The organism is Cupriavidus sp. 86D6 (genome assembly GCF_057815095.1).
Map to the genome: position 1 here is coordinate 117,595 of NZ_JBYPSB010000005.1, position 18,341 is coordinate 135,935.

At 68.5% G+C, this 18,341-nt stretch carries 17 protein-coding genes; 10 read left to right on the plus strand and 7 right to left on the minus strand.

The features are described from left to right. Positions 1-91 precede the first annotated feature (91 nt). A complete protein-coding gene (locus AC3G88_RS13905; protein ID WP_488772169.1) occupies positions 92-670 on the plus strand; it encodes a serine integrase family protein in 579 nt (192 codons plus the stop codon). Positions 671-827: 157 nt separating this feature from the next. Beyond that, entirely contained in the window at positions 828-3,620 is a 2,793-nt protein-coding gene (locus tag AC3G88_RS13910; RefSeq protein ID WP_488772168.1) for an ABC transporter transmembrane domain-containing protein, read from the plus strand. A gap of 11 nt (positions 3,621-3,631) precedes the next feature. Here the strand turns inward: AC3G88_RS13910 and AC3G88_RS13915 are convergent, their stop codons facing one another. Genes AC3G88_RS13915 through AC3G88_RS13930 form a run of 4 tightly spaced genes read right to left on the minus strand, consistent with a single transcriptional unit; the run spans position 3,632 to position 7,634 of the window. Next, positions 3,632-4,516, minus strand: a complete 885-nt coding sequence (locus AC3G88_RS13915) for a glycosyltransferase family 2 protein (RefSeq protein ID WP_488772167.1) — start codon at positions 4,514-4,516, stop codon at positions 3,632-3,634. A gap of 42 nt (positions 4,517-4,558) precedes the next feature. After that, positions 4,559-5,299, minus strand: a complete 741-nt coding sequence (locus tag AC3G88_RS13920) for a PIG-L deacetylase family protein (protein ID WP_488772166.1) — start codon at positions 5,297-5,299, stop codon at positions 4,559-4,561. A gap of 15 nt (positions 5,300-5,314) precedes the next feature. Next, positions 5,315-6,364, minus strand: coding sequence for a UDP-glucuronic acid decarboxylase family protein (locus tag AC3G88_RS13925; protein WP_488772165.1), 1,050 nt, complete (start codon positions 6,362-6,364; stop codon positions 5,315-5,317). A gap of 10 nt (positions 6,365-6,374) precedes the next feature. Beyond that, positions 6,375-7,634: a glycosyltransferase family 4 protein gene (locus tag AC3G88_RS13930; RefSeq protein WP_488772164.1), complete on the minus strand. Its 1,260-nt coding sequence runs from the start codon at positions 7,632-7,634 to the stop codon at positions 6,375-6,377. 317 nt (positions 7,635-7,951) lie between these two features. On the opposite strand from AC3G88_RS13930, the gene AC3G88_RS13935 reads away from it, so the two are divergent. From AC3G88_RS13935 to AC3G88_RS13970, 8 genes are all read left to right on the plus strand, one after another. Continuing rightward, positions 7,952-8,440 (plus strand): hypothetical protein, encoded by a 489-nt coding sequence (locus AC3G88_RS13935; RefSeq protein ID WP_487522404.1) that lies wholly within the window; start codon positions 7,952-7,954, stop codon positions 8,438-8,440. 75 nt (positions 8,441-8,515) lie between these two features. Further along, positions 8,516-9,265 (plus strand): SDR family oxidoreductase, encoded by a 750-nt coding sequence (locus tag AC3G88_RS13940; RefSeq protein ID WP_488772163.1) that lies wholly within the window; start codon positions 8,516-8,518, stop codon positions 9,263-9,265. After that, positions 9,256-9,870 carry a D-glycero-alpha-D-manno-heptose-1,7-bisphosphate 7-phosphatase gene (locus AC3G88_RS13945; RefSeq protein WP_488772162.1) on the plus strand — a complete coding sequence of 205 codons (615 nt, stop codon included), beginning with the start codon at positions 9,256-9,258 and terminating at the stop codon, positions 9,868-9,870. The genes AC3G88_RS13940 and AC3G88_RS13945 overlap by 10 nt, the downstream gene beginning before the upstream one ends. Then, positions 9,864-11,084 (plus strand): glycosyltransferase family 9 protein, encoded by a 1,221-nt coding sequence (locus AC3G88_RS13950; protein WP_488772160.1) that lies wholly within the window; start codon positions 9,864-9,866, stop codon positions 11,082-11,084. Before AC3G88_RS13945 ends, AC3G88_RS13950 begins: the two co-directional genes overlap by 7 nt. Beyond that, positions 11,065-12,852 (plus strand): carbamoyltransferase family protein, encoded by a 1,788-nt coding sequence (locus tag AC3G88_RS13955; protein WP_488893454.1) that lies wholly within the window; start codon positions 11,065-11,067, stop codon positions 12,850-12,852. Before AC3G88_RS13950 ends, AC3G88_RS13955 begins: the two co-directional genes overlap by 20 nt. After that, on the plus strand, positions 12,839-13,825 hold the full coding sequence (locus AC3G88_RS13960; protein ID WP_488772158.1) for a glycosyltransferase family 2 protein: 987 nt from the start codon (positions 12,839-12,841) through the stop codon (positions 13,823-13,825). The genes AC3G88_RS13955 and AC3G88_RS13960 overlap by 14 nt, the downstream gene beginning before the upstream one ends. After that, positions 13,825-14,880, plus strand: a complete 1,056-nt coding sequence (locus AC3G88_RS13965) for a glycosyltransferase family 9 protein (protein WP_488772156.1) — start codon at positions 13,825-13,827, stop codon at positions 14,878-14,880. The genes AC3G88_RS13960 and AC3G88_RS13965 overlap by 1 nt, the downstream gene beginning before the upstream one ends. Further along, positions 14,873-15,820: a glycosyltransferase gene (locus AC3G88_RS13970; RefSeq protein ID WP_488772155.1), complete on the plus strand. Its 948-nt coding sequence runs from the start codon at positions 14,873-14,875 to the stop codon at positions 15,818-15,820. The genes AC3G88_RS13965 and AC3G88_RS13970 overlap by 8 nt, the downstream gene beginning before the upstream one ends. Here the strand turns inward: AC3G88_RS13970 and AC3G88_RS13975 are convergent. Genes AC3G88_RS13975 through AC3G88_RS13985 form a run of 3 tightly spaced genes read right to left on the minus strand, consistent with a single transcriptional unit; the run spans position 15,810 to position 18,165 of the window. Continuing rightward, on the minus strand, positions 15,810-16,496 hold the full coding sequence (locus tag AC3G88_RS13975) for a glycosyltransferase family 2 protein (RefSeq protein WP_488772154.1): 687 nt from the start codon (positions 16,494-16,496) through the stop codon (positions 15,810-15,812). The two genes, AC3G88_RS13970 and AC3G88_RS13975, sit on opposite strands and share 11 nt — an antisense overlap. After that, complete coding sequence (locus AC3G88_RS13980) at positions 16,493-17,095, minus strand: class I SAM-dependent methyltransferase (protein ID WP_488772153.1); 603 nt, start codon at positions 17,093-17,095, stop codon at positions 16,493-16,495. The genes AC3G88_RS13975 and AC3G88_RS13980 overlap by 4 nt, the downstream gene beginning before the upstream one ends. Further along, positions 17,092-18,165 (minus strand): acyl-CoA dehydrogenase, encoded by a 1,074-nt coding sequence (locus AC3G88_RS13985; RefSeq protein ID WP_488772152.1) that lies wholly within the window; start codon positions 18,163-18,165, stop codon positions 17,092-17,094. The genes AC3G88_RS13980 and AC3G88_RS13985 overlap by 4 nt, the downstream gene beginning before the upstream one ends. Positions 18,166-18,341: the final 176 nt, after the last annotated feature.

Genomic DNA, 18,341 nt, shown 5'->3' on the forward strand with positions numbered 1-18,341 from the left:
CCCCGTGGCGATACATGGCAGCGTTGTCCGGAATGTCCAGGTTCAGGACATCCTGATATGCTTGCACTCACTATCGGTCACGCACCGCCACATGCCCTCGATCCACGTCTACACCAATCAGGCTTCCACCCTTCGCGAGTTCGAAAAGGAATGCGTCAGCTTTGACGCCGCCGGTTATGTCGTGGATTTCGGACAGGCCTGGTGGGAATGCACCCCGACGTCAATCGCTGCGCTGGAACGTCCGCGCATGCAGCAACTTCTGCGGCGTCTGCGCGCCGGGGATGTGGTAGCCACGCTGCGCCTGTGCAGTCTTGGCAGTTCCGTGCGCGACGTGGTCGCCACGGTGGAGCGGTTCCGGGCGCTTGGCGTGAAACTTCACTGCCTCGAAACCGGCGAAGGGATGCTGACCGACGCCGCATCCACGGCATTCCGGACACTGCAGGCCGTGGAGGGCCTGGAACGCGACACGCGCAGCGCCCGGATGAAGGCCAGCGCCGAGCAGGCCGTCGAGCGCGGCAGCCGCCTGGGCAGGCGCCCGGCGCTGGCCACCAACATGCATGATGAAATCCGGGCGGCGCTGCGCCGGGGCACGTCGGTCAGCGAACTGGCCCGCACTTTCAAGGTGTCACGCCAGACCATCATGCGGATCCGGGACGTCCACCCGGAGTGACGCGGCGCCCCCGCACCATGTACGATCGGCGTGGCGCGATGCAATTCTTGCCCGTGCGCCGCCGCCGACCGTGCGTGAACGCTGACGTGGCGATGGGCATACTCCTTGCGCCTGGCGATACCGTTCCCGAACTTTCCCGGTTGCGGAGGCCAAGCGCATGCCACAAACCGCGATGCCAGTATCGCGCCGGCGCATTGCCGGCGAACTCTGGACGGCCATCTGGCGCCATCGCGTCCGTGTCGTGGTGGCCATCGTCCTGCTGCTCCTGGCCAAGGCCGCCACGGTATCGGTTCCGCTGATCCTGAAGCTGATCGTGGACGAGGCGGCGTCCGCGCAGACGCTGGCCAACCCCGCCGGCGCCGCCAGCATGGGGCCGCTGGTGCGCCTGATCGTCACGATCCCGGTCTTCCTGGTGCTGGCCTACGCCGTCCTGCGGCTGCTCGGCAACGCGTTCAACGAACTGCGTGACGTGGTGTTCGCGCAAGTGGCGCAGAGCACCGTGGCCACCTTCACGGCCCGCGCGTTTTCGCACCTGCACGGCTTGGGTGCGCGATTCCATTCGCAGCGCGAGACCGGCGGCATCATTCGTGACATGGACAAGGGCACGGCCGCCATCGGCTTCCTGCTTGGTGTTGCCGTCTTCACCATCGTGCCCACGCTGCTGGAGATCACGGCCGTGCTGGTGATCATGGTGGCGGGCTACGGCGGACAGTTCGCGGCGATCATCCTGGTCGTCTTCGTGCTCTATTCGGCCTGTACGGCGCTGCTGACCCGCCGCCGCATGCGGGTGCAGCGCCGCGTCAACGCCGTGGAGGCGCAGACCAACAGCAAGGTGGTGGACAGCCTGCTGAACTACGACACCGTCAAGTACTTCGCCCGCGAATCGTTCGAGTCGCGCCGCCTTGGCCGCCTGCTGGACCGCTGGGTCGAGGCCAGCGTGGAAAACCAGCACGCGCTGTCGGCGCTGCATATCGCGCAGAGCGGGTGCATTGCCATCGGGGTGGCCAGCGTCATGCTGCTGGGCGTGCAGCGGGTGGCGCAGGGCACGCTGACGGTCGGGGACCTCGTGCTGATCAACGCGTACATCATCCAAGTGGTGTTGCCGCTGAATACGCTCGGTTTCATATTTCGCGAGTCGAACGACGCAATGACCAACGTGGAACGCCTGTTCGCGCTGCTAGACGCGAAGGGCCGCGCCGGCGAGGACGACGATGCGCCCGGCGCGCGGCCGCTGGTGGTCAGGCAGGGCGAGATTGCGTTCGAGCACGTGAATTTCAGCTACGACCCCAGCCGCCAGACGCTGTGGGACGTGAGCTTTCGCGTGGGCGCGGGGCAGACCGTGGCGGTGGTGGGCGGCAGCGGCTCCGGCAAGTCGACACTGGCGCGCCTGCTGTTCCGGCTTTATCAACCGGACTCGGGTCGCGTGCTGATCGACGGGCAGGACCTGCGGCTGGTCACCCAGCGCAGCCTGCGCGAGGCGGTGGGCATCGTGCCGCAGGACACCATTCTCTTTAACGACACGATTGCCTACAACATCGCCTATGGCCTGGAGGGTGCGTCGCGATCCGATGTGGTGGAAGCCGCGCGCGCGGCCCAGCTCGATGCGTTCGTCGATCGTCTGCCGGACGGCTACGAAACCATGGTCGGCGAGCGCGGGGTGCGCCTGTCCGGCGGCGAGCGCCAGCGCGTGGCCATCGCGCGCGCCATGCTCAAGCGGCCGCCGATCGTGGTGTTCGACGAAGCCACGTCGGCGCTCGACACGCGTACCGAGCGCGCCATCCAGGTGGAACTGACGCGTGTGGCGAAGGGCCGTACCGCATTCATCATCGCGCACCGGCTATCGACCATCACCGATGCAGACCATATCCTGGTCATGGAACATGGCCGGGTGGTGGAGGCCGGCACGCACCAGGCGCTGCTGGCGCGCGGCGGCGTCTACGCGCAGATGTGGCGGCTGCAGCAGCAGCAGCGCGAACTGGAGCGCACCGAAGAGCGGCTGGCGCTGCAGCCCATCCGGCTCGAAACGATTGTCGCCGGCGTGGTGGACGGCCTGCGCGAGCGCATCGCGTCCCGCCATATCCACCTGTTCACGGTCGTGGGCGAGGCCGAGCTGCGCGTGACCGGCGATCCGGGATTGCTGCAGAAGGTGATATGGGAGCTTTGCGAGCGCATCGTCGAGGCGGTGGAAGCGGGTGGCCGCATCGAGCTGCGCCTGGAGCGCAGCAACGGCGACGCGGCGTTGACCCTGTCGGCCACGGCGTCGGCGCAGGGGCATCCGGTGTCGGCCGCCGAGATCCAGCGGCTGCAGGCGGAGCTGGCCGAGGCGGGCATCACGTTGAAGGCCGATACGGCCCAGCAGATGTGGCAGCTGCGCATGCCGATGCGCCCGTTAGGCGAGCCGCTGGCGACGCCCCAACTGTCACTGACAGACGCGCCGCCGCTTGTGCTGGGTCCGCAAACGTTGCGCGGCTGCTGCGTGCTGGTGCTGGACGACGATGCGCCCACGCGCGACGTGCTGGTCGATGCGCTTGAAGACCTGGGTGCCGAGGCGCTGGCATTCGCGCACGGGCGCGACCTGTTGCAGCACCTGTCGGAGACCGCGCCGGCCCAGTGGCCCCAGGTGCTGCTCTGCGATATCGCGCTGGACGAGGAGGATGGCTACACCGTGCTGCGCGACGTGCGGCGCCTGGAATCCGAGCGCGAAGTGTCGCTGGTGCGCCGCGTCACCGCCATTGCGCTGTCCGGTCACGCGCAGCCGCAGGACCGCATCCGCGCGATGATGGCGGGTTTCCAGCTGCATCTGTCGAAGCCCGTGCAGATGGCGGAGCTGATCGCGGCGATATCGGCCCACTACCGGCATGCCGCGGCCGGACCGTCGGCCCCATCGGGCGACCCGCTTCCAGCAGGGTCTTCCGGCGCGCTGCGTGGCTCGCGCAATGAGTCGTCCTGACTGGCCGGGCGTCAGCGTTGCCGACGCGTGAGCCGCAGCGCCGCCACCACGTGGTCGCCCACCACGGCCCGCTCACGCAGCACCCACTGCATGCCGTGCGCCAGTTCGCGCCATCCTGCCACGCCCAGATGCATGGCGAGGGACGGCATGGCGCGCACGGTATCGCCAATCGCCATGGTGGCTGGCAGGTGCAGCCACGCCGCCCACACGGCGTTGCGTGCCAGCAGCGCGCGGCGGGCGCGGCTGTCGCGCAACGGGCTGGGATGATGATGAACCACCAGTTCCGGGGCGTAGACCATCCGCCAGCCGTGCGCGGCAAGCTTCCAGGCGAGCACGGTTTCTTCTCCACCGATGAAAAACCGTTCGTCGTAACCGCCGGCGGCCAGGAAGGCATCCGTGCGGAATGCCGTCGCGCCGGCCATGAAGCCCAGAATGGCGCGACCCGGCAGGTCCGCGGAGGGCAGCGGGCTGCGCGACATCAGCGTGCTGGTGGGGTCTTCCTTGCCGGAAGCGCCCACCAGGATGCGCGCGGTCAACGAGGCCACGGCGGGATACGCGTCGAGCAGTGCGCAGGCCCGGGCGAGCGATCCGGGCTGCCACCAGCAGTCGTCATCGCAGAACGCCACGTACGGGGTGCCGGCCACCTGGGCCGCCCATTGCGCGCCAAGGTTCCGGCCCGCCGCGCCCAGGTTGGTGTCGCTGCGCAGGCAGACGACCTGCGGAAAGACATCGCGCACCATGGCCGCCGTGCCGTCGGTGGACCCATTGTCCACCACTGCGATACGGGGCCGTTCGGGCAAGCCCTGCAGATGGCGCAGCGTCCAGCACAGGGTGTCGCGGCGGTTGTGGGTCAGCACGACCACGCTGATGCCGGCGTGCCAGGGGATAGCGTCCATTGTCGTTTGCGCGACCGTCAGTGTGCCGGCTCGTGCGCCGGATCAGGTGCCTTTGGCCGGCACGATGTCGAGCGCCCAGTACCGCTCGGGCGCGCCAAGGTCCGCGAGCTGCCCCGCGTTGAACAGCGGCAGCTGACTCTCGTAGGCCTCCACGGCTGCCATCTTCATGTTTTGCCAGGGTGCAAGCGGAAAGTGCACCGGCGCGGCGATCAGCCCGGCCTGCCACCAGCCCATCAGGCGGCTTTGCACCATGCCGGGCAGCCGCCGGTAGATCGCGTCTTCATAGAACAGCCATTGCACCGGCGGCACTGGCGTGCCGCCTTCCGCCGTATCGGCGGTCTGCATGCTCGATACCGTCGCACGCAGAAGCATGCAGGCCCGGCTGACCAGGATGTGATCGCTATGGAACAGCCCCATCGGCGCAATCACGGTGCCACCGCGCTGCATCGAGGGCGAAGCGGCCAACCCGGCCATGATCTCTTCTGCGCTGTGCTGCCGGCCGTATTGCCCATCGAGAAAGCCGAGCCACTCGGGTCGCGCGCCGAGCATGTTCAGGCCGCGTGCATCCTCGCGGCGCCGTTGCGAAACGGCCTGCGTCACGCTGCCGAAGCCTGCGGCCCGATCCCAGTCCGGCACCTCGGTGCCGGCGTCCGGCACGCCCGCGAGCACGGTGACGACAACGGCATCCTGCGCGGCGGCAAGCAGCGTGCCGCAACTGAAGACGGCGTCGTCCAGGTGGGGAGAGATGACGGTCAGCGGCTTGGGAATCTCAAGAAACGTCATCGATATCAGCGGAAGTCAGCGGAAGTCGGTCGGGTGCCAGTCAGGCGCGGGCGCCTCGTCGCGTGCCTCGCCCACGGGCGGCTGCCACAGGGTCGCGCACGCGCGCGCGCGTTGCTGCACCGCCCGGCGGGATACGAACGCAGCCACGGTCAATCGCAATCCCTGTGCCAGCGGCACGGCCGGCTGCCACTGCAGCAGCGTGCGGGCCAGGGTGATGTCGGGGCACCGCTGGCGCGGATCGTCCTCCGGCAGCGGCCGATGTTCGAGCGTCGAGGCCGAGCCGGTGGCGTGGAGGATCTCGGTGGCGATGTCGCGCATCGTGGTCTCGCATGGATTGCCCAGGTTGACCGGCGTGCCGGCTGCATTCGATGCCATCAGGCGGATCAGCCCTTCGACCAGATCGTCCACGTAGCAGAACGAGCGCGTCTGTGACCCGTCGCCATAGAGCGTAAGCGGCTCGCCGGCCAGCGCCTGCGAGATGAAATTGGACACCACGCGGCCGTCGGCCGGATGCATGCGAGGCCCGTAGGTATTGAAAATCCGGGCGATCCGCACGTCCACGCCGTGCTGGCGGTGATAGTCCATGAACAGCGTTTCCGCACACCGCTTGCCTTCGTCGTAGCACGCCCGCCGGCCGACGGGATTCACGTGTCCCCAGTAGCTTTCCTGTTGCGGATGGTGGTCCGGGTCGCCGTAGACTTCGCTGGTGGAAGCCTGCAGGATGCGCGCCTTGACACGCTTGGCCAGGCCCAGCAGGTTGATGGCGCCATGCACGCTGGTCTTGGTCGTCTGCACCGGATCGCTCTGGTAATGCACGGGCGACGCCGGACAGGCCAGGTTGTAGATCTCGTCGACCTCCACATAGAGTGGGAACGTCACGTCGTGACGCAGCAATTCGAAATTGGGCCGTGGCAGCAGGTGAGCGATATTTTCCTTGCCGCCCGTGTAGAAGTTATCGACGCAAAGTACATCATGGCCGGCTTCGACCAGGCGGTCGCACAGGTGCGAACCGAGGAAGCCGGCGCCGCCCGTTACCAGGATGCGCTTCTGATGAGGATCCTTCATGGTGTGTCCCCTATGCCGCCACGCGGCCGGCGCCAGCGGCGCCATGCACCAGCCGGGCGTAGACCTGTTCCATCTGCCGCGCCACGCCCGCCCACGTGAACAGGGCCTGAGCCCGCTGGCGGCCGGCCTCGCCCATGCGTTGCATCAGGGCCGGGTCGGCGCAAAGCTGCGCAAGCCGCTCTGCAAGCGGTTCCGGTGCATTGGGCGGCACCAGAAAGCCCGTTTCGCCGTCGAGCACCGTGGAGCGGATACCGCCGACGTTGGCGCCCACCACCGGCACCCCGCAGGCCATGGCTTCCACCGGCGTGATGCCGAATGGCTCATACCACGGCGTGGTGACGAAGACGTCCGATGCGCCATAGAACTGGCGCAGCTGTTCCCGGCCACGCCGGCCGACGAAGGTGACGCTGTCGGCCACGCCGGCCGCGTCGGCCACTTGTTGCAGGTGTCCGATCTCGGGTGTGGCCGCAACACTCGGCGATTCCGCGTTGCCGCCGACCACGTACAGCCGGGCACGTATGCCCAACGTGTGGCGCAGATGCCCGATGGCCCGAATCACGTTGTCGATGCCCTTGCGCGGCACCAGGCGGCCCAGTTGCAGCACTGTGAACTCGCTGCCGTCCCAGCCCAGTGCGGCGCGGGCGTGCGTGCGCTCCACCGGCGCGAACTCCTCGTCGTCGAAGCCGCACGGCACCGTTTCGATGCGTGACCGCTGCGCCCCGCACAGGGTAACGAGGTCTTCGGCGTCCTGCGGGCATTCGGCGATCACGCAATCGGACTCGCGTGCCAGCGCGTCCTCGATATCGAAGCGCGCGTCAGGAAAGCCGTCCGCGCTGCCCTGGTGCAGCCGTCGTACCTTGCCCAGCGCGTGGAACGTCATGACCAGCGGGATGCCCAGCGCCTGCCTGGCGCGTAGCGCCGCCACGCCAGACATGAAGAAGTTGGCGTGCAGGATGTCGTAGCCGATGGCGTCATGGCGCATGAACTCCACCATGTAGTCGCCAAACGCCGGCATATGTGGCAGCAGCGATTCCTTAGGCACCTGGACGGCGGGCCCCGCCGGCACATGGATGACCCGGACGTTCGGCGCGAAGGCGACGACGTCCGGCAGCAGCGCCTTGTCACGCCGCGTGAAGACGTCCACCGGGTAGCCGCTCTTGCCGAGCTGCCGGGCCAGGTGAGCCACATAGACGTTCTGTCCACCGCTGTCGACGCTGCCGATGCTGGCAAGCGGCGAGGCATGTTCGCTGATCAGGGCAATTCTTCGCATGGCGGACTCCGCGTTGTGGTCGTTGTTCAAACCGGCCGTCTGCAGCATGCATGCCAATCGGCGGAAAGGAGACGTCGCCCGTACGGAGAACCGTTATAACGGTTCTCCGCGTCACGCCGCGCCGCCCGCCAAGCCGGGGGGCGGGCGCGCCGCATTTGCAGTTCGCGAGAGCCGTTTCTACTGCCGCCGTGTAGAAGCGTTGGTCCGCAGCCGATGTACGGAAGGCGATTGCCACGGACATGGCTGCGGCGGCGGCGGGGGCACGGCTCGGCGCAAAGCTTGCATGGCAGACGCACCCATACCTGTCGGGGAACCCCATGTCAGCCCATACCGAAGCCGGCCGCCTGCCGCTGGCCGATACAGAGGCCGCGCGCCGTGCCATCGCGCTCGCGTTGCCCATGCTCGAGGCCAGTCTCGACGACAAGGGCGTCGGCGAGAGCCACTGCCTGCACATCGTCATCATGGATCCGGGCAAGCCCTACGGTGCCTGCGCGTTCGAACAGGCGATCCTGTACGAGCACTCGCTGCCGTCGCGCGACCGCTGGGATGCCGACTATGCGTATTACGCCCGCGAGAAGGCGCGCATCACGTGGCGCACGGCCATCGACAGCGGCCAGCTGATGGATCGCGCGCCACACCTGCTTTGCACGGGCGACACGGTGCTGGCCGGCGCCATCGTGCTGGACGGCATCGTCGTGGCCGCCAGCGGTGCAAACGGATGGTATGACGAGGCATTTTCGCGCTGTATTGCCAGCCTGCTGCGTGCCGTGGTGCGGGAACGGCTGCACGGCAACATGCAGGGCTGATGCTGGGCGACGACATGCATGGCACGCAATTCGCTGCGAGGGCTCCATTCATTGACGACGCAAGGGGAGGGCAACATGCGGGACTTCGAGCAAGACAGGCATCCGCAGCTGGAAGGCAAACGGTATCTGGTGACTGGCGGAGGGGGCGGTCTGGGCGCCGAGATTTGCCGCATGCTCGCGCAAGCCGGCGCGCATGTGATCGTTGCCGATGTCAACGAGGCGCTTGGCGAACGGTGCGCGGCCTCATTGCGCGAAGCGGGCGCCGAGGCCACGGTGTGTTGCGCCGATGTCTCGGACCCGGCCGCCGTACAGCGGCTGTTCGCCGACATTGCGGATGGCGGGGCGCGGCTTGACGGGCTGATCAACAACGCGGCCATCGACATCACGCTGCCCGTCGAGGAAGTGGATACCGAGCAGTGGCGGCGCGTGCTGATGGTCAACCTGTATGGTCCGTATCTGCTGACGCATGCCGCGGTGCCGCTGATGAAGGCCCAGGGCGGCGGGCATATCGTCAATATCGCCTCCACGGCGTCCAAGCGGGCCTGGCCGAACGCGTCGGCGTACCACGCGACAAAGTGGGGCCTGCTGGGCCTGTCGCATGCGCTGCATGCCGAACTGCGCGCGCATCGCATCAAGGTATCGGCCGTGGTGGCAGGCGGCATGCGCACGCCCTTCCTGCTCGACAGGTTTCCCGATATCGACACCTCGAACCTGCAGGACCCCGCAAACGTGGCGCGCGCCGTCCGCTTCGTGCTGACGCAGCCCGAAGAAACCGTGATCCCGGAAGTCATGGTGCTGCCGATGAAGGAGACCTCATGGCCATAGTCGAGCGTGGCGGCGCGGTACTGCTGGACAAGGACGGCACGCTGCTCGAGAACGTGCCCTACAACGTGGACCCCGCGAAGATTCGCCTGGCCGATACGGTCGGCGACGCGCTGCGCCGGCTCTCGCGGCTGGGATTGCCGCTTGCCGTGGTCAGCAACCAGCCGGGCATCGCGCTGGGCCGGTTCGACGCGGAGGCGCTCGACGCCGTCCGCCAGCGCCTGAGCGATCTGTTTGCCCTGCATGGCGCCAGGCTCTCGGGCTTCTTCTATTGCCCGCATCATCCGGACGGCCAGGTCAGGCCCTACGCCGTGCATTGCCTGTGCCGCAAGCCCGCGCCCGGCCTGCTGCGGCAGGCCTGCACGGCGCTGGGCTGCGATCCGGGCAAATCATGGATGGTGGGCGACATCCTCGACGACGTGGAAGCTGGACGCCGTGCCGGCTGCGGCACGGTACTTGTCGATTGCGGCAACGAAACCGAATGGATTGGCGGTGCCCTGCGTACGCCGGACTTTATCGTCCCGACGCTCGACCGCGCGGCCCAGGTCATTGCGGCCGGTCTGCCGATTTCGCCATCGCCCCCGATGATGACGGAGCGGCCATGCTGACATGGCAGCAAGCCCGGCGCGTGCTGTGCGTCCGGCTGGACAACATGGGCGATGTGCTGATGACCACCCCGGCGATGCAGGCGCTTGCGGAAAGCGTACCGGGGCGCAGCCTGACGCTGCTGACGTCGCGCGCGTCGGCCATGCTGGCGCCGCATCTGACGATGATCGACGACGTGATGGCGTGGGATGCGCCGTGGGTCCGGCATGCGCACGATGCAGACGGCATGGCTGCCGCCATCGGCGACGGGGTCGTGCAGCTCGCAGCGCAGTCTTTCGACGCGGCGGTGATCTTCACCGTTTACAGCCAGAGCGCGCTGCCAGCGGCCATGCTTTGCGGCATGGCGGGCATTCCGCTGCGGCTGGCCCATTGCCGCGAGAACCCTTATGCCTTGCTGACCGACTGGGTGCCCGACACCGAGCCCGACACGAAGAGCGATGCGCCGCCACGGCACGAAGCGCAGCGCCAGCTGGACCTTGTGGCGCACGTGGGCGCCGTCACTGGCGACCCGCGCCTGCGGTTTGCACTGACCGACGCGGACCGCGCGATGGCGGACGGTCTGCTGACAGACCTGGCTGGCATGCATCGCGCCACCGTGCGCGTGGTGGTGCATCCCGGTGCCACGGCCGCATCGCGGCGCTGGCCTGCGGAGCGCTTCGCCGATGTGGCGCGGGAACTGGCCGTTGGTGTCGGGGCGCTTGTCGTCGTCACGGGCAATGGTGGCGAAAGCCGCCTGGTGGAGGAAGTCTGCAAGCTGGCCGGCCATCCGGCGGTGGTGCCGATGGCCGACCGGTTGTCGATCGGCGAAATGGGTGCGCTGCTGTCGGCGAGCGATCTGCTGGTGTCGAACAACAGTGGCCCGGTGCATATGGCGGCCGCGCTCGGCACGCCGGTCGTGGATCTGTACGCGCTGACCAATCCGCAGCACACGCCATGGATGGTGCCGCACCGCGTGCTGTTCCAGGACGTGCCGTGCCGCTATTGCTACAAGAGTGCATGCCCGCAAGGCCATCATCGCTGCCTGCGCGAAGTGTCGGTGCTGCAGGTAGTGGAGGCATCGATGGCGCTCCTCGGCGGCGAGGCCGGCGCACGGACGACGATGCCGTGGGCTTGCCAGGCCCGGCAGGTGCTTATGCCGCAGCACGTTTCCATCGGGCAGGACATGCCCGTGCAAGCCATCGCCAAGGAGGATGTCCATGTACACGCTCGGCATTAACGCCGCCTATCACGACTCCGCCGCTTGTCTGGTGCATGACGGGGTGGTGGTGGCGGCCGCGGAAGACGAACGCTTCACGCATATCAAGCACGGCAAGCGGCCGGTGCCGTTCAGCGCGTGGGAACTGCCGTGGCATGCCATCGACTACTGCCTGCGCGAAGCCGGTATCACGCTGGCGGACGTCGACCATGTGGCGTATTCCTATGATCCGGCGCTGCTGCTTGGCGCGCTGCATGGCCAGGAATCGGTGGTGCTGCCGCTGGAGCCGTCGCGCGACCGGCAACCCGATGCCCGCACATCGCCATGGGATCCGCTGTTCCTGTCGTACGTGGTCAATGCGCCACGGCAACTGGCTTCGGGCGCCCCGCATCACCTGTCGGCCCGCTTCCGCGAGATCCGTCACGACGGGCCGTTCCGCTGGCATTTCATCGAGCACCATATGGCGCATGAGGCCAGCGCGTTCCTGGCGGCGCCGTTCGAGCGATGCGCCGTGCTGACGATGGACGGCCGCGGCGAATCGGCCACCACCAGCTACGGCATGTTCGATGGGCGCGAGTACCGGCGGATCAAGCAGATCGACCTGCCCGATTCGCTGGGGCTGCTGTACGAGAAGGTCACCCGTCATCTGGGCTTCCTGCATTCGTCGGACGAGTACAAGGTCATGGCGCTGGCGTCGTTCGGCAAGCCAACCCATCTCGATGTGTTCCGCCGGATGGTGACCAGCGATGGCGAAGGCGGCTACCGCGTGGCCGATGTCGATCTCGAAACGGTGCTGGGCCCCGCGCGCCTGCGCGGCGATACCTTCGACGCGCGGCACTTCGACATCGCGCGCTCGCTGCAGCAGGTGCTCGAAGAGACCGTGGTCGGCATGGCGGCGTGGCTCGCGGAAACCACCGGCGAAGCCAACCTTGCGATGGCCGGCGGTGTCGCGCTCAACTGCGTGATGAATGCGCGGGTGCGCGACCAGGCGCCGTTCGACGCGGTATGGGTGCAGCCGGCCGCTGGCGACGCCGGCACGGCGCTGGGCGCGGCCTTGTGGGTGGACTTCACGGAACGCGGCCGGCCGTCGCGGCACTGGACGATGGAACACGCCTACCTGGGGCCGGCGTTCGGCGACGACGAGATCGCGGCGTTCCTGGACTGGGCCAAGCTGCCCTATCGCCGGCTCGATGACGTGGCGGCACGCGCCGCAGAGCTGCTGGCGCAGAACCGCATCATCGGCTGGTTCCAGGGACGCATGGAATTCGGCCCGCGTGCGCTCGGAGCGCGTTCGATTCTGGCGTCGCCGATCGATCCGGGCATGCAGCAGCGGCTCAACGACATCAAGGATCGGGAGGACTTCCGGCCGGTGGCGCCGGTCGTGATGCAGGAGCGCCTGGGCGAATGGTTCCGCGCGAAGAAGCCCGGCGACGGTGCCGCCCCGTTCATGCTGTTCGTCTATGACGTGATTCCTGAGCAGGCGAAGCGCATTCCGGCGGTGACGCACGTGGATGGCACGGCACGGGTGCAGACGATCCGTCGCGACCAGAACGCCATCTACTACGATGTGCTGGCGGCCTTCGAGCGGCTGACGGGCGTGCCGGTGCTGGTCAACACGTCGTTCAACACGCGTGGCGAGCCGATTGTGTGCACGCCGCGCGATGCCGTGGAGTGCTTCTGGACGTCTCCGCTGGACGCGCTGGTGATCGGTTCGTTCCTGGTGGAGAAGCCAGGCGCCGCGCCAGCGATGAAGGCCGGCCACAAGGAGACCGCCGATGCAAGCATCTGAACCGCTGGTCTCGGTTGTCATTGCCACCTATCGGCGCGAGGCGCTGCTCAAACGCTGTCTGCAGGCGCTGTGCCATCAGCAGATGGATACGCGCGCGTTCGAAATCATCGTGGCCGATGATGGTTGCGAGCCGGCCATCGCGGCATTGGTGGCAGCGCTGGCGGCCCGGTATCGTGCCGTGGCGTTCCATTACACGGCGGTGCCGGCCACGCAGGGGCCGGCCGGGGCCCGCAATGCTGGCGCGCGTCTGGCGCGGGGAGAGATCCTGGCCTTCACCGACGACGATACGATCCCGTCGCCGGACTGGGTCTGCAACGGTTATCTGGCCCTGGCCAGCACGCCCGGATGGTGCGCGGCGGCGGGCCGGGTCGTGGTGCCCACGCCGGCACGGCCAACCGACCACGAGCGCGATACGGCCGGGCTGGCCAGCGCGGAATTCGTTACCGCCAATTGTTTTGTGCGACGCACGGCATTCGAACGGGTCGGTGGCTTTGACGAACGCTTCACGCGCGCATGGCGGGAGGACTCCGACCTGCAGTTCCGTCTCGAAGGGCAGGTCGGCCCGGTGGGCCGCGCGACCGATGCGGTGGTCGAGCATCCCGTACGCCCCGCCGAATGGGGTGCCAGCGCGCGGGCACAGGCCAAGGTCTTCTTCGATGCCCTGCTGTACAAGAAGCATCCGCGGCTGTATCGCCAGCGTATCCGGCGTGTGCCGCCCTGGCACTACTACGCGATCGTGGCGTGTGCCGGTGTGGCGCTGGCCGGCGTGCTTGCCGGCGCCGCGCAGGTGGCGGCGGTCGCGGCAGCCGGCTGGGTGTTGCTGACGGCGGCATTCTGTGCGCGCCGGCTGCGCGGTGCGTCGTGGCGGCCGCGCCATGTCTGCGAGATGGTGGTGACGTCGATCGTCATCCCGCCGTTGTCGCTCTATTGGCGCCTGCGCGGGGCGCTGGCATTCCGCACGGGTTTTCTGTGATGCCGGCCGACACGCGCAAGATCGCCGTCTTTCGCGCGCTGCAACTGGGCGACATGCTCTGCGCCGTGCCCGCGCTCAGGGCATTGCGCGCGGCGGAGCCCGATGCGCACATCACGCTTGTCGGCTTGCCGTGGGCACGTGATTTCGCCGCGCGCTACTGCGCGCTGATCGACGACTTCATGGCTTTCCCCGGCGCGCCAGGCATGCCCGAGCAGGGCACCGATGCGCAGGCGCTGGATCGCTTCCTCGCCGACGCGCGGCGCCGGCGATTCGATCTTGCCATTCAGCTGCATGGAAGCGGGGCAATCACAAATCCGCTGGTGCGCCAGCTTGGCGCGCGGCGCGTGGCCGGGTTTTGCGACAGGTCCGACGGCGCACGGCCCGCCGCGCCGGGCGAGTTATGGATCGCCTGGCCTGACGGCAACGAGATCGAACGACTGCTCGGCCTGATGCACGCACTGGGCTATCCGCACGCGGACACGCATCTTTCCTTTCCGCTCCACGCGGACGACCTGCGCGACTGGCGCAAGCTGGCCGATGCCCATGGGCTGGAGCCGGGCGGCTATGTCTGCATTCACCCCGGCGCGCGCATGCTGTCGCGGCGCTGGCCGGTGGAACGCTTTGCCGAGGTGGCGCAACGCCTGGGCAATCCATGGCGGATCGTGGTAACGGGTGCGCCCGACGAGCGCGCACTGGCTGCCCGGCTTTGCACCTTGACCGGGGTGCCGGTGGTAAACCTGTGCGGCCAGACGTCGTTGGGCGCGATGGCCGCGTTGATCGCCCATGCCAGGTTGCTGGTTTGCAATGACACCGGGGCATCGCATATCGCCGCGGCCATGGACACGCCCAGCGTGGTGGTGTCGTGCGGCAGTGACAGCGAGCGATGGGCGCCGCTGGACCGCACGCTGCACCACGTGCTGGCCGACTATCCGCCATGCCGCCCCTGCGCCTGGCAGGCGTGCCCGTATGGACATGAATGTGCGATGCACATCGACGTGGACAGCGTGGCCGCCGCCGCACGGCGCCTTGCGGATCGGGAGACCGTATATGTCTAGGCGATTACGCATCCTGACGTGGCACGTCCATGGCAACTACTTGTACTACCTGTCGCAGGTGCCGCACGACTTCCTGCTGGTGACCCGGCCCGGCTATCCGCCCGGCTACGCTGGCGTGGGCGGGCAGCTGCCATGGGGCGGGAACGTGAGCGAAGTGCCGTATGACGCGGTGCCCCGCACGGCGTTCGACTGCGTGCTTTACCAGCACCACGACCACTACGCCAACGACAGGGAAATCCTGCTGACCGCCGCCCAGCGCGGGCTGCCGGCCATCTATCTCGAGCACGACCCGCCGCAGGCGCATCCCACCAACACGCGGCACCCGGTGCAGGACCCGAAGATGCTGCTGGTGCATGTCACGCCGTTCAACGCGCTGATGTGGGACAGCGGTATCACGCCGACGCGTGTCATCGACCACGGCGTGGTGGTCGATCCGGCGGTACGCTACACCGGCCATCGCGCGCGCGGCATCAGCGTGGTCAATCACCTGGCCAGGCGCGGCCGGCGGCTGGGCGCGGATATCTTTGCCGACGTCAGCCGGCGCGTGCCGGTGGACCTGGTGGGGATGGACGCACAGGCGGCAGGCGGCATCGGCGAAGTTGCCAACACCGAGCTTGCCGCCTTCATGGCGCGCTACCGCTTCTTCTTTCACCCGATCCGCTATACGAGCCTGGGGCTCGCGGTGGTGGAAGCCATGACCATCGGCATGCCCGTCGTCGGCCTGGCCACGACCGAACTGGCGACGGTGATCCGCAACGGTGTCAACGGCCATGTCGATACGCGCGTCGAGGGCTTGGTCGATGTCATGCGCGCATTGCTGGAAGACCCCGGGATGGCGGCGCGCTGGGGCCAGGCGGCCGCCCGCACGGCGCGCGAGCGTTTTGGCATCGAACGCTTTGTTGCCGACTGGCAGGCCGCCTTTCGCGACGTCACGCGCTAGGCTTGGCGTCGTTGCAAAGGCCGGCCAGCATCGCCAGGTGATCGGCGAATCCGCCTGGTGCACGGCCCTTGATGCGCGCGCTGGTCACCACGCGCGGCAGCGCGCTCCAGGCAATCTGCGCGTTCAGCGCGATCAGGCGCTGCACCAGTGCCACATCCTCGCTGCTGGCGTGGGGCGGAAATCCGCCCGCACGGCGATAGGCCCGCGAGCAGACGCCCAGATTGGCGCCGTGAACATGACGATGATCGTCGGCGCGCTGGTACCGTGTGGCGAATCGTACGGGGACATGCGGGGGATGCCCGCTCCAGTCGTCGACGGTGACGAGCCCGCACACGGCATCGGCGGCGAGCGCCAGTTGCGCCACCAGCCAGTCCGGTGCCACGCGGCTGTCGGCATCGGTGAAGGCCAGCCAGCGTGCGCCCAGCGCCAGCAGCAGTTCGGCGCCGGTGTGCCGCGCGATGCCGACATTGCGCACGGCGATGGTCAGGCAGGTGACGTGGGCCGGCCCATGGCGGCTCGCGATGGCAAGCGAATGGTCGCTGCAGTCGTCCAATACCACGACCAGCATCACCGGCTCGCCCTGCAGGCCGGGGTGCAGCGCGGCGGCGCGCAGCGCGAGCAGGCACGCCTCCAGACTGGCTTCCTCGTTGTGGACGGGCACCACGACGCCGATCATCGCATGGGCTCCCGGCGGCGCAGCGGTTCGGGGTTGCGCGACCAGACATCGAGCAGGAAGTCCGGCTCGATATGCCGAACATGCCGATGCAGGCCCGGGCAGCGCGCAATCGCGGCGTGCACGTGGCGGGTGGATTGGGCGCGCTCCGCGAACGGGCGCAGCCAATGACAGGCCACGATGGTGCCGTAAGGCGCGAGCGCCTGGGCGGCTTGCGCCACGGTCCGCATCCACGGCTCGCGATCAAAGTAGTAGCCAAGTTCGCTCAGCACGATCAGGTCGAAGCGGCCGGCTGGCCACGCATCGGGCAGGGCCGCCACGCGCGTCTCGACCTGCGGCAGGCCTGCCACGCGCGCACGGGTTCGTTCGATAGCGCGCGGCATCATGTCGATGGCAAGCAGCGCGTCGCAGCGCGCGGCCAGCCGCTCGGTCAGCAGGCCCGTGGCGCAGCCCGCTTCCAGCGCCCGGGCATAGCGCGGCTCAGGCAGCGCAGCCATCAGCAGATCGCGCTTGCGCGCCTCGTACCAGAGCGAAGCCAGGCCCCAGGGGTCGTCCTGCTCGAAGATGGCATGGAAGTCGGTGGTGGCGTCCGGGGGCGTCATAGCCGATGGCCCTGCTCGCCGGCATCGGTGGCTTTGCTGGCATCGCCTGCTTGGGCGCCGCCAGTGCGCTGGCTCAGCCTGTCCCCCAGCAACGCCAGGTCGCGTTCCGCGTGGCTTTGCCGTACGAGTACGGGCAGGTCCGCGAACAGGGCGGCCAGCCGCGCGTCGCGACACAGCGGGCCGGCGCCCAGCACGTTGCCGGCGCGCTGCATCACGCGCTGGACGGTGGCCTCGACCGTGGCGCGCACTCGCATGGCCGGCACGTAGGCGTCGTCCTTGGGGTGTGCGTCGATCCAGGCGGCCGTTTCGCGCAGCAATGCGGCTGTCGCGCGCAGGTCGCTGTCGATGGCGCCCAGGTGGGCGGCAGCATGGGGGTCGCCATGGCGGCTAACCGCGCGCCGCACGGTCTGCTCGAACGGCAGGACGGCTCCGTACCAGCAGGCGGCAATGCCCGCGCCGCCATGCCAGAAGCCGGGGCGGTCCAGATAGGCGCCTGCCGGGCCGATTTGCAGCGCGGGGCAGTTATCCAGCATGACGTCGCCACTGCCTGTGTCGCGCATGCCCACGGCATGCCATCCCTCGCTGGTGATGCGCACGCCGGCGCCGTGCAGATCGATGGCCGCCATCAGCGCGCCGCCGTTGCCGTCGTGGCAGGTGACCAGTGCATGCGACACGGCTTGCGCGCCGGAGCACCATGCCTTGCGGCCATCGAGCCGGAGCGGCCTGCCGCCAGCCAGGCCGGTGCGCGCCGCCAGCGGGCGGATGTCGGTGTCCATGGCGGCCCGCGCGTGCACGCGGGCATCGGGGGGCTCGGCCGCCCACACCGCCCAGCGCGTACCGCGTGGGGGGCGCGCTTGCGCGACCTCCAGCAGAATGGCCAGCGCATCGGCATGCGCCTCGAACAGCTTGATGGCGACGGCGCCGTGCGTGGCGGCAACGTCCGCGAAGCATCGCCAGCGGGCCAGCGTCTGGCCGTGGCCGGGCGGCGGCATGCCGTCTGGCGTGTCATAACGGGCGATCAGCGATCCGAGCGTGTCGTCGGGGACCATGGCGGCGGGCGGTGCGTTCACATGCACGGCGCGCCGCAAGATTCCTGCCAAAGCACCCGGGGGCCCTGGCAGCCCTCCTGGCACGGGATTCGCAGAGCGGCGCGGGGCAGACAGGCCGCCGGCCGGTGTGGCGCCGGCCCCCATATTTGCCGGTCGGTTGTAGGGCTTACATGGAAGCGCCGCGTGGCCGGGGCGAC

Bases quoted from the DNA above. Each gene is read 5' to 3' on its own strand.
- AC3G88_RS13905 (WP_488772169.1), top strand. From the start codon at position 92: ATGCCCTCGATCCACGTCTACACCAATCAGGCTTCCACCCTTCGCGAG.
- AC3G88_RS13910 (WP_488772168.1), top strand. From the start codon at position 828: ATGCCACAAACCGCGATGCCAGTATCGCGCCGGCGCATTGCCGGCGAA.
- AC3G88_RS13915 (WP_488772167.1), bottom strand. From the start codon at position 4,516: ATGGACGCTATCCCCTGGCACGCCGGCATCAGCGTGGTCGTGCTGACC.
- AC3G88_RS13920 (WP_488772166.1), bottom strand. From the start codon at position 5,299: ATGACGTTTCTTGAGATTCCCAAGCCGCTGACCGTCATCTCTCCCCAC.
- AC3G88_RS13925 (WP_488772165.1), bottom strand. From the start codon at position 6,364: ATGAAGGATCCTCATCAGAAGCGCATCCTGGTAACGGGCGGCGCCGGC.
- AC3G88_RS13930 (WP_488772164.1), bottom strand. From the start codon at position 7,634: ATGCGAAGAATTGCCCTGATCAGCGAACATGCCTCGCCGCTTGCCAGC.
- AC3G88_RS13935 (WP_487522404.1), top strand. From the start codon at position 7,952: ATGTCAGCCCATACCGAAGCCGGCCGCCTGCCGCTGGCCGATACAGAG.
- AC3G88_RS13940 (WP_488772163.1), top strand. From the start codon at position 8,516: ATGCGGGACTTCGAGCAAGACAGGCATCCGCAGCTGGAAGGCAAACGG.
- AC3G88_RS13945 (WP_488772162.1), top strand. From the start codon at position 9,256: ATGGCCATAGTCGAGCGTGGCGGCGCGGTACTGCTGGACAAGGACGGC.
- AC3G88_RS13950 (WP_488772160.1), top strand. From the start codon at position 9,864: ATGCTGACATGGCAGCAAGCCCGGCGCGTGCTGTGCGTCCGGCTGGAC.
- AC3G88_RS13955 (WP_488893454.1), top strand. From the start codon at position 11,065: ATGTACACGCTCGGCATTAACGCCGCCTATCACGACTCCGCCGCTTGT.
- AC3G88_RS13960 (WP_488772158.1), top strand. From the start codon at position 12,839: ATGCAAGCATCTGAACCGCTGGTCTCGGTTGTCATTGCCACCTATCGG.
- AC3G88_RS13965 (WP_488772156.1), top strand. From the start codon at position 13,825: ATGCCGGCCGACACGCGCAAGATCGCCGTCTTTCGCGCGCTGCAACTG.
- AC3G88_RS13970 (WP_488772155.1), top strand. From the start codon at position 14,873: ATGTCTAGGCGATTACGCATCCTGACGTGGCACGTCCATGGCAACTAC.
- AC3G88_RS13975 (WP_488772154.1), bottom strand. From the start codon at position 16,496: ATGATCGGCGTCGTGGTGCCCGTCCACAACGAGGAAGCCAGTCTGGAG.
- AC3G88_RS13980 (WP_488772153.1), bottom strand. From the start codon at position 17,095: ATGACGCCCCCGGACGCCACCACCGACTTCCATGCCATCTTCGAGCAG.